Consider the following 12,844-nt stretch of genomic DNA (forward strand, 5'->3'; position numbering starts at 1 on the left):
TAAACTGGCCTGCAACAGTTAGGGGAATCAAGGTCGATGAGTAGCACGAACACGCATGTCCTGCGGATCAAAAGCCATCCGGATACGATCCGAAGACCGTCATTGGTGTTGAGTGCATTGAAAATATTTTTCCCGATGGATGTCGCGACGCATTATTTCGTCTTGCTGGAAAAAGGTAGCCAGGCCGATGTCCAGTTCGGCAGAACCCGGAGCGATCTGGCCATACTTCGGCGCGGCCTGCAGGCGCAGGGCTTCGTAATTGAGGTCACTGAGACGCAGGCCACTCCGGAAAATTGACCCGGAGCGGAATCCAAGGCCGCTCCGGCGTGTGCTCACCGAGCAGCTTGGCCTTGTTGCTTCCCCAGCAAAAAACTTTGTCGGAGCGGGTCAACGCGCACATGCCCCATTCATTGTGGGCCAGCTCGGTGACGGGCTCATCAAACAGCACCGGCATCGGGACCGGAACATTCGGATAACGTGCGGGATCCTGACCGGCCGAACCATGTTCGTTGTAGCCCCAGCAGAATACGCTGCCCGACTGATTGAGCGCGCAGGTATGTGAAGAGCTGCTGAGCTGAACGACATTTCGAAGACCGGGAACGCGGCCGGGCCGGAAGCGCAACGCGTTTTTGTCCGGATGGCGCAATCCGTCGCCGAGCTGGTTTTCATAGTTGGCGCCCCAGCAATACACCTGGCGGCTGACGGCTATGGCGCAGGTCTGCAGGTAGCCCGGAGTGATGCGAGTCAGCTTTTCAGGTAAATGCCGAACACGTACAGGGTGCATGCGATCTTCGACGCTGCCATCGCCGAGCGCGCCCATGGCATTGAAACCCCAGCAATAGGCAGCGCCTGAAGCACCGACGGCACAGGCGTGATGCGGCCCGAATCCCAGATCAACGGCAGGCTCTGGGAGTGACAAGGGCTCCGGACGGCTGGCGGTCCGGAACACCCGGATGCGTTGACGGCTGTTGCTGCGCCCGGTCGTGCCCCAACAGAAAACCTTTCCGCTGGCGTCTAGTGCGCAGGAGCCATCGAATCCGGATGCGATTTTTACGATGCCGGACAACCCAGGAACGGTTACCGGTCGGGCATCGAGCTGCATCCTTGCGCCGCCGTCACCCATCACGCCCATGGCCGGATCGCCCCAGCACAGCACCTGTCCGGTATGGGTCAGCCCGCAACTGTGGTCGGAGCCGCCCTCCATCATGCTGAATGGCCGTCGAAACCGAATCGCCTGCGGTACCGGCTGCAGGGCGAAGCCCTCATTGCCGAGCTGGCCCTTCAGATTGTTGCCCCAGCACCAGAGTATTCCGGCAGGGTCGCGCCGGCACATGTGGTTTTCGCCTGAATTGAGCGTCCGCACGGTCATGACCAGGCGTTGTCCGGCTACGGCCACCGGCGTTGGTGGCGCATCCGCGTAGCGTCGTGCATCCTGCAGCAGGGCCAGAAAAAGCGCGAAGCAGACCGCGTAAAGGAACAGGTGGCGTTTCATCGGCACGGCACCTGCAGGACGAACCCGATTTTCTTGAACCTCGGCTTCCTCCCGTGCCGGAGAACGCCGCCGGCTTCGCGGGTTCGCTGGATCAGACCGTCAAGACCGATCGAGCCTTTTTTATTGAAATCGAACAGACGCGTCACATCGTTGTCGCGGACGCTGCCGGCAATCCGGAGATGGTCCGAACGCAGGCGCATGCGCAGGGTGATGTGGCATTGATCGGCACGGCTGTGCCGGAGGATATTGGTGACCGATTCCTGGAAGAAACGGTGCATGAAGGCAAAGATTTCCGGCGGAACCTCGCCCCAGCCGGGTGACTGCGGAGTGATGCTGAAGCGGTAATCGATGCCGGATCCGCGCAGCAGCTGGGCGATGCGTCCGGAGACCAGCTCCTGGCTGAGATAGGCATAATTCACCGGCTCGCGGTTGAGGCGGTTGAGCATGTTGCGGATGCTGACCGAAGTCGCTTCCAGCATCGCAGAGCCCTTCTCGAACGCACGTCTGGCATTGGCGCTATCAAGCGAATGTTCAAGCGTGCGGATATAGATGCTGGCGGCGACCAGGCTCTGGCCGACCTCGTCGTGCAGATCCCGGAGCACCCGGTCGAGGCGTTCGCTGTTGAGCGCATTCTGTGAATGCACGATTTCCTGCATGTTGCGGATCAGAAGCTCTTCCCGCAGTTTGGATTTTTCCAGATGCGCTTTGGCCAGATTGAGGCGGTTGAGGAAGAATGCGATGTAAAGCGTGAAGATGCTCAGGAAAATAAGATAGCTGATGACCGCATGCCAAGTGCTGAGCGACCAGCCGTTGTGCTGGCTGGAAACCACGAAAACCGTTGAAATACATCCCACCCAGGCGGCGAATACACCGAATCGGTAGGCGGTAACGATCAGGACCGCAATCAACATCAACAGAACCAGATAGATGAAAGACGGGTTGTTGAGAATGCCGAAAATTGCGGTGGCGCTCTGATAAAGCAGGTAAAGGGCAAACGGCATCAGTCCCGAAATGGCAATGGACCGCGGTGACAGGCCGGGATTTTCAATGGTATACGCGGCGAAGAATCCGAAGATGACCGCGGAAAGCGCGTAAATGGCCAGCTTGGCGTAGGCGGACGACACCAGATAGAAGAAATCGCGGGGGTTGCTGAAATGTTCATAGGCCAATATCGCGAGTATTGTTGCGGCAGAAACCGCACCGATGAACAGCACATAGTCCAGAAACGCGGGATTCCGGGGCGGCAGGGGCGCAAGCCGGTCGCCGGAGAGAACCCACGCGGAAAGATAGGTCGCGATGATACCTGCGAGATGCGCCTGATAGGCGGCCACTTCATGATAGGAGAAAATCCGGTTGCTTGGATTGACGGCGATCAGAATCGCTTCAATCAATGCCGCCGGAACATAATAGGCTCTCGGGAGCCGGAGAATGACGACCAGACGGATGCCGAACAGCACGCTGATGTAGACACCTTCGATATCCGCGATGATGAAAGCGGCGAAAACCAGTGCCATCACACCCAAAATGAGCGGCCGGGGCATGGATTTGTTGATGGCGTCTGAATTACCCATTGCCATAGGGTGCGGTACCGCATCCGCAGCCGCTATAAGAATTATTCCTATTGGCTTTTCACTTCCGGTCGTGGAATATGGCGGATAGCATTAAAGGAATCACTACTTCGGCATGATACGGATTGTCCTGTTGGAAGACCATGCCATCGTCCGTGAGGGCGTCCGCTTCATGCTCGATCAGGTGCCGGAGTTTTCGGTCGTTGCCGAATTCGAATGCCCCCAGCAACTGTTCGATGCCATCGCCGGGCTCGACGCCGACATTCTGATTACCGATTTGGATTTCGAGCGATTCCGCGGCGTCGAGATACTCCAGCATCCTGCCGCCATCACGACGCATTTCCGAACCATCGTTCTGTCCATGCACGGCGAGGCGCATCTGGTTAAACGCGCCATGGACCTCGGCGTCTTCGGCTATGTCACCAAGTCACGGGGTGCGCGCGAACTTGTGGCCGCCATCCATGAAGTGCACAAGGGGCATTTCTATCTGACCGACGACATCCGCAATCAGGTCGCCGTGAGTCCGCCGCACATCACCAAGCGTGAACGTGAAGTCCTTCTGCTTCTCATAGGCGGCGAAACCGCCAAAGCCATTGGCACACGGCTCGGCATCTCCGACAAGACGGTGTATATCCACCGCGCCAGCCTGATGGAAAAATTCGGTGCCAAAACCATCATCGAGCTTGGACGGAAAGCACGCGACGCCGGAATCTGACTGCGCGGCCGTCAACGGCCACAAGACGTGTCCGGATTCACAGTTCCTTCGCAGTTCACAGTTGCGACACAATTCAACTTTGCGTAAAGGCTAAAGTCCGAACTACAAAGCCTTAATCCGTCTCGAATTTACAGGAAGCCCCAATAATGCTATACATGAGCCCACAGGTAACCGGCCCGTTCCGTTTGCCGACAGGGGGGGGATCGCACACATGACCCGCAAGCTATGTTTCCTTGCCGTGCTTGCCGTGCTCGCCGGCACTGCCGAAGGGGCGACCGACAAACAACGCATCGCCGAACTCGAAGCCCGCATCAAGGCGCTGGAAGCCAGCGCGGCACAACTCAAAGTGCAGGCCGAACAGGCCGGCGCAGCCGCTGAAGCGGCGCGTGCCGCCATCGATGAGCTGAAAACCGGACAGGAACAAACCGCCGCCGCCATGGCGGATGCCGCCGCTCCGGAAGCCGCCTCCAGCAACGGCAACGCCTTCAACCCCGCGATTCTGCTGGTGCTCAACGGCAGTTACCAGAGCCACAGCCTGGATCCGGCGAACTACTGGCGCGCCGGCTTCGCACCGGTGGAAGGCGCCGGCCCGGAAACCCGCGGTTTTTCACTGGGTGAAAGCGAGCTGGCGTTCTCGTCCAACATCGATGATAAATTCTACGGCCAGATGACGCTGGCCTTCGGCGACGGCTCTGTGGAGGTGGAGGAAGCCTACATCGACACCACCGCCCTGCCCGACGGCCTGAGCCTGCGTGCCGGCCGCTTCTTCTCCAATATCGGTTACCTCAACAGCCACCACGCCCATACCGACAGTTTCTTCGACCGGCCGCTGGCCTACCAGTCGCTGCTGGCCAATCAATACGGTGATGACGGCGTGCAGCTGCGTTGGGTCGCGCCAACCGATCTGTACCTGGAGTTCGGCGCCGAACTGTTCGCCGGCAACGGCTTTCCGGCCGGCGGCGGCAATGGCAACGGCGTGGGCACCAAAACCGCGTTCGTGCATGTCGGCGGCGATGTCGGCAGCGATAATGCCTGGCTGGCCGGTGCCTCGGTGCTGGATGCTGAAACTTCCGGCAATGATGAAGGCTTCAGCGGCGATAGCCGTCTCTACATTCTCGATGCCACTTGGAAATGGGCGCCTCAGGGCAACTTCAAGGACGGCGGCTTCACGCTGCGCGGCGAGTACATGCTCGACCAACGCGACGGCCTGTTCACCGATCCGGCGGATCCGAACATCACGGCGCTCTGGAACGGCGAGCGCCGGGGCGCCTATATCGAAGGGGTCTACCGGTTCAGCCGATTCTGGGAGACAGGCTACCGTTACGATCGCCTGTGGGCCGACAGCAGCGGCCCCTACGCCAGCGATTACGATCCCTCGCGGCACAGCATGATGGTGACCTGGCGCAACAGCGAGTTCAGCCTGTTCCGCCTGCAGTTCAGCCAGGACAAACCCAATGACACCGACACCGACAATGCCGTTTACCTGCAATACCAGACCAGCCTTGGCGCGCACGGCGCGCACAAGTTCTGAGGGATCATTATGAAACGACAGCTCTCTTTACTGCTTCTTGCCTGCACCGGTCTTTTCGCGCCGATGGCGCATGCCGGCCTGAATGTTTTTGCCTGCGAACCCGAATGGGGAGCTTTGACCAAAGAGCTCGCCGGCGACAAGGTCACTGTCGATGTCGCCACCTCGGCATTGCAGAACGTGCATCAGATCGAGGCCAAACCCAGCCTCATCGCCAAGGTCCGGCGTGCCGATCTGCTGATCTGTTCCGGGGCCGAGCTTGAGCAGGCCTGGTTGCCGCAACTCATCCGCCAATCGGGCAATGCCAAGGTCGCCTCGGGCAACGGCAATTTCATGGCGGCGAGCCAGGTCACCACGCTCGACAAACCGACCCAACTTGACCGTGCTGCCGGCGACATCCATCCCCAGGGCAACCCGCATGTGCATTTGGACCCCTACCGCATGCTGGCCATTGCCAAATCCCTGTCGGCCCGGTTGGCGCTTCTCGATGCGGCCAATGCCCCGTTTTATCAGCAACGGCTCGCCGATTTCAGCAGCCGCTGGAGCACGGCCACCAAACAGTGGGAACACCGGGCAGCGCCCTTGAAAGGCCGTAAAATCATCGTCCATCACAAAAGCTGGGCGTATCTGAACAAATGGCTCGGACTGGTGCAGGTCGCTACACTGGAACCCAAACCCGGCGTGCCGCCGACCAGCTCCTATCTTGCGGGCCTGCTCGATACCGTCAAAACCGAAAAGCCGGTGGCCATCGTACTGGCCGCCTATCAGGATCCGAAAGCCGCCAACTGGCTTTCCGAACGCAGCGGCACGCCGATTGTGGTGCTCCCCTTTACCGTCGGCGGCGACGCCCAATCCAAGGATCTATTCAGCATGTATGATTCCACCATCAGCAAGCTTCTCGGCGCGGCCAAATGAGTTTCAGCCTGAATCTTGACGGCTTGGATGCCAGCATTCTCGGACCGGCCTGCGCGGCCGGGCTCATCGTGCTCAGTACGCATGTGCTGCTCGGACGCCGTGTGCTGGCACGCAACATCATCTTCATCGACCTGGCCATTGCCCAGATCGCCGCGCTGGGTGTCATTCTGGGGCAATTCCTGAATGTCGGTGAACAAGGCGTGGGCGTCCAGATTTCGGCGGCCGCGGCAGCACTGGCCGGTGCGATGCTGCTGTCCTTCACCGACAAACGCTGGCCGCGTATCCAGGAGCCGATCATCGGCGTGCTGTTCGTCATGGCCGCGACCGGCGGCATGATGCTGCTGGCCAACAACCCGGAAGGCAGCGAACACCTCAAGGAACTGCTGGTCGGCCAGATTCTGTGGGTCAGTTACGGACAACTGCTGCCGACGCTTCTGCTCTCGATCGTATTGCTGGCCGCCATCATCTGGCGCCTGGATAACCTCACCGGAATCTGGTTCTATGCCCTGTTTGCCGTGGCAATTACGGCTTCGGTCCAACTGGTCGGCGTATATCTGGTATTCGCCAGCCTGATTGTTCCCGCCCTGGCCACCATCGGCATGGAAGGTCGTGCCCAATTGATCTGGGCTTACGGCATCGGCATCGCCGGCTATGTCATCGGCTTGGTCCTGTCTGCGGTGTTCGATCTGCCCAGCGGCCCGATGATCGTCTGGTCACTGGTGACCTGCGGGTTGCTGGCCAAGCTGCATCCGGACGTGCGCCGCAACAACATGCCGCCGGACCGCCGCAGGCGTCCGCCGGAGCCGCCGCCGCAGGCCGGCTGAGCAGACCATGAAAAAAGCCGGCTTCTGCCGGCTTTTTTCTGCACTGATGCTGCATCAATCAGGCCGCGAACAGTGCCTTCATTTTCTTCAGGGCATTGGCTTCCAGCTGGCGGATGCGTTCGGCGGACACGCCGTATTCATCGGCCAGTTCGTGCAGCGTGGCTTTGTTCTCGGCCAGAAAGCGTTTCTGCAGGATTTCCCGCGAGCGCGCATCCAGGCCGCTCAGGCCTTCGCGCAGCAGCTCAAGCTGGCTGTCGCCGTGGCTGTCACGCTCGTAGGCGGCGGCCGGATCGGCGTTGGCGGCCACGAGGTACGCGGACGGCGACGGCGGCGCATGATCGTTGTCGTCATCCTCGGGCGCGTCGAATGCGATATCCCGGCCGGAAAGGCGCGATTCCATTTCCAGCACTTCGCGTTCGGACACGTTCAGGTCCTTGGCCACGGCCGAGACTTCGGCGGCGTTCAGCCAGCCCAGTCGTTTCTTCGATTTGCGCAGGTTGAAGAACAGCTTGCGCTGCGCCTTGGTGGTGGCGACTTTCACGATGCGCCAGTTGCGCAGGATGAATTCGTGCATTTCGGCACGCACCCAATGCACGGCAAAACTGACCAGACGCACGCCCTGGTCGGGATCAAATCGTTTGACCGCTTTCATCAGACCGATGTTGCCTTCCTGGATCAGATCGCCCATGCCGAGGCCGTAGCCTTGGTAGCCACGGGCCACATGCACCACGAAACGCAGGTGCGCCATCACCAGATGGCGCGCCGCCTCGAGGTCATCGTTATCGCGGTAGGCACGCGCCAAGGCCTGCTCGTCCTCGACGGACAGCACCGGCACGCGGTTGACCGCGTTGATATAGGCATCCAATGAACCCAGGGCACTGGGAATCGGAAGGCTGTGGCTGATTAGGGCTTTGCTGGTCATGGTGTCTTTACTCCTGACGGAAAGTTTAGCACTCTAGCCGTTAGAGTGCTAACGGCCCCGTAAAGTTCCCGTGAACCAAGCATGCCTCGCACTGCCAGCACACCATCATATTGAGCAATATCAATGAGTTAATTTACAGCCGCCAATCCATAGGGGGCTGCCCGCGGCCCTGCAGATAGCGGTTGGCTGCGGAAAAATGTCCGCAACCGAGGAATCCCCGGTGCGCCGACAGCGGCGAAGGATGCGGCGCCCGCAGAATGCAGTGACGGACGCGGTCGATGCGGACGCCTTTGGCTTGGGCATAGGCACCCCAGAGCATGAATACCAGACCATCGCGGTGCTCGGACAGCGCGCTGATGGCGGTATCGGTGAACTCTTCCCAGCCCTTGCCCTGATGCGATCCGGCTTTGCCGGTTTCCACGGTCAACACGGCATTCAGCAGCAGCACGCCCCGGTCCGCCCAGGGCGTCAGGTTGCCGGTCGACGGACGCGGCAAACCGAGATCGTTCTCGATTTCCTTGAAGATGTTCTGCAGCGAGGGCGGCGGCGGCACGCCATCGGGCACGGAAAAGCTCAGGCCATGTGCCTGCCCGGGGCCGTGATAGGGGTCCTGGCCGAGAATGACCACACGCACCGACTCGAACGGCGTTCGATTGAATGCATTGAAGATCTGCGGCCCGGGCGGATGGATGACGCGCCCCTTGGCTTTTTCGGCGCGCAGGAAGGCAGACAGATCACGCATCGGCGCCGAAGCCAGCATCCCGCCCAGATGCGGCTGCCACGATTCGGACAGACGGCCGTCGCTGCTCATCGCGCGTGCTGGCGGTTCCGGCGGCCCATGCGCAGCTGGAACAGCAGCTTGGTGACCAGCAGCCGTTCTTCCACCGGCTTCTGCACCAGATCGTTGGCGCCGAGCTGGATCAGCTGGCTTTGATTGCGCGGATCGGCATCGCCGGTCATCACCACCACCGGCAGGCGCTGTTTGCCGATGCGCCGGTCCTGGCGGATCAGGCGTAGCAGATCCATGCCGGTCAGATCGCCTTTCAGATAGACATCGCTGAGCACGATGTCGGGCAGCATTTCCGGATCGGCATCGATCAGGCTCATCGCCTCTTCGACCGAAACGGCGTGCTGAACGCCGAGCCCGTGTTTTTTCATCATCCGGATGGTGGCCGCGGCCACCACTTTGCTGTCCTCGATGTAAAGCACATCGCCGCTGACTTCTTCGTCGGGCGCCAGATAGCCTTTGATGAAGGAAGCCAGCGACTCCATGCCCCAGGTCTTGTCGAAATAGTCGGTGACATCCGCGCTCAGGCTGCGGTTTTCCAGACGTTGCTGCACATCGCCGGAAACCACGATGATCGGAAAGTAGGTCTGGGTGCTGTGCTCGCGGGCGAAGCGCGCGAGCGCATCGCCGTCCATGTCCGACAGCACCAGCGCGGTCACCAGCAGATGCACCGGCTGGCTGAGCAGCACGGCCTTGGCCTGTTCGCCGTTTTCGCACTCGGTAATGACCGCATCCGGCAGGGTCTTGGCCATCATGCCGAGCAGCACGCGGCGTACCATCTTCGATCCGTCCACAATCACCAGATGCGGATGCTGCAGATCCATCGGCAGGAAAGCCAGTGCGGTCACCGGTCCACCGGCCGGGTCAGGCGCAGGTAATGGCCGGATGCCAGGCGCGCACCGAAAACGCCAAGCACCATCGATGCGGCCAGAACGGCCGGCGGCAACCAGAGCGGCACGGGGACGAAAGCGAAACCGCTGCCGTAGCTGCCGATGAGGGCTAGAATTTCCGGCGTGATGGCGAATGCCGCCGCCGCCAGAATGCCGAGCGCCAGCGCGCCGGCCAGAAACCCGAGCAGAGCGCCGGCATACAGGAACGGCCGGCGGATGTAGGCATCGCCGGCACCGAGCTGCTGCATCACAGCGATTTCCTGTTCGCGCGTGGCGATATCCAGTCGGATGTTGTTGGCGACCGCCAGCACGGCGCCGCTGACGAACAGCAGCGCCAAAAGCAGCAGCAGGCGCTGGCCGAAAGCCAGCCAGGCATCCAGGCGTTTCTGCCAGAGGCCGTCGTACTGCACGTATTCGGCCTCGGGAAGTGCCTGCAGACGGGTCAACAGTGCCGTTTCATCGGCACGCGGGGTCACGATCATCACTGCCGGCAACGGATTTTCGCCGAGCACGGCCACGGCTTTGGCCAAGGCGCTGCTGTCCTTGAATTCGGCCAGACCCTGTTCCGGTGTTTTCACGGTCACGGCAGCGACATCGGCATTGCCTTGGAAGCTCCCGGCGATGGCATTGGCCTGCGCGACGCTGACCGTCGGCTGGAAAAACACCTGGATGGCGCGCGAGGTCTGCACCTGCGAAGCCAGTTGATTCATCTGCAGCATCGACCAAGCCAAGGCCAGGGGCAACGCCAAGGCGATGGCCATGACCCCGAGCGACAGCAGGCTGGAAAACGGCCGGCGCAGCAGGCGCGCGAAACTGCCGCGGAACGCGGCGGCATGCTGGGCCCGCCAGGCGGCGAAGGCGCTGTAAGACTTATTCATCGGCCAGATCCTCCGGCGAGATGTCATCCATCAGACGGCCCTTGTCGATGACCAGCACGCGCTTTTTCATGCGCTTGACCAAGGCCAGATCATGGCTGGCGATGACCACCGCCGTGCCCTGTGCGCACAGGTCGACCAGCTGCTGCATGATGTCGGCGGCCAGCCCCGGATCGAGATTGCCGGTCGGTTCGTCGGCCAGCAGCAATGCCGGCTGGGTGACCATGGCGCGCGCGATGCCGACGCGCTGCTGCTCGCCGGTCGAGATGTCGGTGGAACGATGGCCGGCCCGTTCGGCCAGACCCAGGCTCTGCAGGGTCTGGTGCACGCGTTGACGGATGACTGCCGGCGACAAACCGGCGATCTGCAAGGGCAGAGCCACGTTATCGAACACGGTGCGGTCCAGCAATAAGCAGTGATCCTGATGCACCACGCCGAGCCGGCGGCGGTGCAAGGCGGCCTTGCCGCCGCGCAGATCGGCGAGATTGCGGCCGTCGAACCAGACCGCGCCCGCGCTCGGACGCTCGGACAGATGCGCCAGTTTCAGCAAGGTGCTTTTGCCGGCACCGGAATGCCCGGTAATGAACAGCATTTCGCCGGCCTGGACGGAAAAGCTCAGGTCATCCAGGGCGAGATGTCCGCCCGGATATTTTTTGCTGACGCCGTCGAAGCGCAGAAGTGTCATCACACGCCTTCTTTGAGGATACCCCGCTTAGTGTGCCGTATTACGGCTTCGGCGAGGAGGGGGTAAACCAAGATTTTATGCGCGACAGCACCGAAGGCTTGGCGGCCGGCGGCGCAGCGGAGGAGGCATGCGTCTGCGGACGCGATCCGGCATCCGCGGGTTTCCGGCGGCGGCGCGGTTTGCGGGCCGCCTCGTTCGGCGCGGCGGCATCCATCGGTTTGGCGACCGCAGGCCGTTCGCCCTGCGGACGCTCGCCGCGCGGTTTGTCGGATCGCGGTTTGTCGGATCGCGGACGGTCGCTGCGTGGCTTGTCGCCGCGCGGGCCGCCGGAGGAGCGCCCGGATTTCGGACCGCCGCGTTTGTCGGCCGGGGCGTTGGCACGCACTTCATTGAAGATGTCGGCGATGCTTTCGCCGCCTTCGGCTTTCGGCAGCGGCTGGCGCGGAATGGCGACCAGCAGTTCCGAGGTGACCGGCGCCGTCGGGATTTTCTGTTCGATGTAGCTCTCGATTTCCGGCAGACCCTGGGCATACAGTTCGCAGGCGAAGCTGATGGCGTCGCCCTCGGCGCCGAGGCGCGCGGTACGGCCGATGCGGTGCACGTAGTCGGCGGCATCGAACGGCAGGTCGAAGTTATAGACATGGCTGACGCCGTCGATGTGCAGGCCGCGGGCCGCGACGTCGGTGGCGACCAGGATTTCCAGCTCGCCGCGCTGGAACTTGGCCAGCAGCGACTGGCGCTTCTTCTGCGGCACGTCGCCGGACAGCACACCGACGCGGTAATGGGCCTTTTCCAGGGCGCGCGCAACGCGCTCGACCCAGACCTTGGTATTGACGAACACCATGCTGCGGCCGCCTTCAACGCGCGACAGCAGGCTGATCAGCAAGGGCAGCTTTTCTTCCATGGCCGGGAAGTAAAGCAGCTGGCGTACGCGCGCGGCGGTGACCGTTTCGGTTTCCACCGACAGCTTTTCCGGATCGTTCATGTGTTCGTAGGCGAGCTCGAGCACGCGGTGGCTGAGCGTGGCCGAGAACAGCAGGGTCTGGCGCTCTTCGCGGATCGGCAGTTTGCGCAGCAGGTAGCGCAGATCCTTGATGAAACCCAGATCGAACATGCGGTCGGCTTCATCCAGAATGCAGACTTCGCAGGCGTGCAGCGAGACCACGCCCTGTTTGACGTAATCGATCAGGCGGCCGGGGGTGGCGATGATGATGTCGGAGCCCTGCTCGAGCATGGCTTTCTGTTTGTCGTAATCAACGCCGCCGTACACCAGTGCGAATTTCAGGCCGAGTCGGGCGCCGAACTGCTCGGCATCCTTGGCGATCTGGATGGCCAGCTCGCGAGTCGGGGCCAGGATCATGGCACGCGGATCGGCGGCCCGGCGGTTGGCCAGCGCCGGTTTGGTCAGCAGGCGGTTCATGCAGGCGATCAGGAAGGCCAGGGTTTTGCCGGTACCGGTCTGCGCCTGACCGGCCACGTCACGGCCGCTGAGGGCAAAGGGCAGGGTCATGGCCTGAATCGGCGTGCAGCGGGAGAAGCCGGCCTGTTCCAGGCCATCGAGCAATGCAGGGGTGATGTCGAAATTGGAAAAGGCTATATCGGTCAGTGCTTTATCAGTCATTTTTGGATTTCCGCAGCGGCCT

At 61.6% G+C, this 12,844-nt stretch carries 13 protein-coding genes; 5 read left to right on the forward strand and 8 right to left on the reverse strand.

Translation table 11 applies throughout. From position 1 onward, the window contains the following. Window positions 1–36: 36 nt before the first annotated feature. Entirely contained in the window at window positions 37–297 is a 261-nt protein-coding gene (locus tag Q0W88_RS03375) for a hypothetical protein (RefSeq protein ID WP_297800015.1), read from the forward strand. On the opposite strand, the gene Q0W88_RS03380 is transcribed toward Q0W88_RS03375, so the two are convergent. After that, window positions 266–1,492, reverse strand: a complete 1,227-nt coding sequence (locus Q0W88_RS03380) for a hypothetical protein (RefSeq protein ID WP_297800017.1) — start codon at window positions 1,490–1,492, stop codon at window positions 266–268. The two genes, Q0W88_RS03375 and Q0W88_RS03380, sit on opposite strands and share 32 nt — an antisense overlap. After that, window positions 1,489–3,033, reverse strand: coding sequence for a histidine kinase (locus tag Q0W88_RS03385; protein WP_297800020.1), 1,545 nt, complete (start codon window positions 3,031–3,033; stop codon window positions 1,489–1,491). The genes Q0W88_RS03380 and Q0W88_RS03385 overlap by 4 nt, the downstream gene beginning before the upstream one ends. 142 nt (window positions 3,034–3,175) lie before the next feature. Here Q0W88_RS03385 and Q0W88_RS03390 point away from each other — a divergent pair, with 142 nt between their 5' ends. From Q0W88_RS03390 to Q0W88_RS03405, 4 genes are all read left to right on the forward strand, one after another. Next, window positions 3,176–3,775 (forward strand): response regulator transcription factor, encoded by a 600-nt coding sequence (locus tag Q0W88_RS03390; RefSeq protein ID WP_297800023.1) that lies wholly within the window; start codon window positions 3,176–3,178, stop codon window positions 3,773–3,775. 211 nt (window positions 3,776–3,986) lie between these two features. After that, a complete protein-coding gene (locus tag Q0W88_RS03395; RefSeq protein WP_297800025.1) occupies window positions 3,987–5,306 on the forward strand; it encodes a hypothetical protein in 1,320 nt (439 codons plus the stop codon). A 9-nt stretch (window positions 5,307–5,315) separates the two neighbouring features. After that, window positions 5,316–6,218 (forward strand): zinc ABC transporter substrate-binding protein, encoded by a 903-nt coding sequence (locus tag Q0W88_RS03400; protein WP_297800028.1) that lies wholly within the window; start codon window positions 5,316–5,318, stop codon window positions 6,216–6,218. Then, window positions 6,215–7,042 (forward strand): metal ABC transporter permease, encoded by an 828-nt coding sequence (locus Q0W88_RS03405; RefSeq protein ID WP_297800030.1) that lies wholly within the window; start codon window positions 6,215–6,217, stop codon window positions 7,040–7,042. The genes Q0W88_RS03400 and Q0W88_RS03405 overlap by 4 nt, the downstream gene beginning before the upstream one ends. 58 nt (window positions 7,043–7,100) lie before the next feature. On the opposite strand, the gene rpoH is transcribed toward Q0W88_RS03405, so the two are convergent. The 6 genes from rpoH to rhlB form a co-directional block, all read right to left on the reverse strand. Beyond that, window positions 7,101–7,964 carry an RNA polymerase sigma factor RpoH gene (gene rpoH, locus Q0W88_RS03410; protein WP_297800032.1) on the reverse strand — a complete coding sequence of 288 codons (864 nt, stop codon included), beginning with the start codon at window positions 7,962–7,964 and terminating at the stop codon, window positions 7,101–7,103. Between the two features lie 133 nt (window positions 7,965–8,097). Next, window positions 8,098–8,775 (reverse strand): uracil-DNA glycosylase, encoded by a 678-nt coding sequence (gene ung, locus Q0W88_RS03415; protein WP_297800034.1) that lies wholly within the window; start codon window positions 8,773–8,775, stop codon window positions 8,098–8,100. Beyond that, window positions 8,772–9,575 carry a response regulator gene (locus Q0W88_RS03420; protein WP_297800044.1) on the reverse strand — a complete coding sequence of 268 codons (804 nt, stop codon included), beginning with the start codon at window positions 9,573–9,575 and terminating at the stop codon, window positions 8,772–8,774. The genes ung and Q0W88_RS03420 overlap by 4 nt, the downstream gene beginning before the upstream one ends. A 20-nt stretch (window positions 9,576–9,595) precedes the next feature. Then, window positions 9,596–10,519 (reverse strand): ABC transporter permease, encoded by a 924-nt coding sequence (locus Q0W88_RS03425; RefSeq protein WP_297800037.1) that lies wholly within the window; start codon window positions 10,517–10,519, stop codon window positions 9,596–9,598. Continuing rightward, complete coding sequence (locus Q0W88_RS03430) at window positions 10,512–11,201, reverse strand: ATP-binding cassette domain-containing protein (RefSeq protein ID WP_297800039.1); 690 nt, start codon at window positions 11,199–11,201, stop codon at window positions 10,512–10,514. Before Q0W88_RS03430 ends, Q0W88_RS03425 begins: the two co-directional genes overlap by 8 nt. Window positions 11,202–11,241: 40 nt before the next feature. Then, entirely contained in the window at window positions 11,242–12,822 is a 1,581-nt protein-coding gene (rhlB, locus tag Q0W88_RS03435; RefSeq protein ID WP_297800041.1) for an ATP-dependent RNA helicase RhlB, read from the reverse strand. Window positions 12,823–12,844: the final 22 nt, after the last annotated feature.

This window comes from Arenimonas sp. GDDSR-1, assembly GCF_025980345.1.
Lineage (GTDB): Bacteria > Pseudomonadota > Gammaproteobacteria > Xanthomonadales > Xanthomonadaceae > Arenimonas.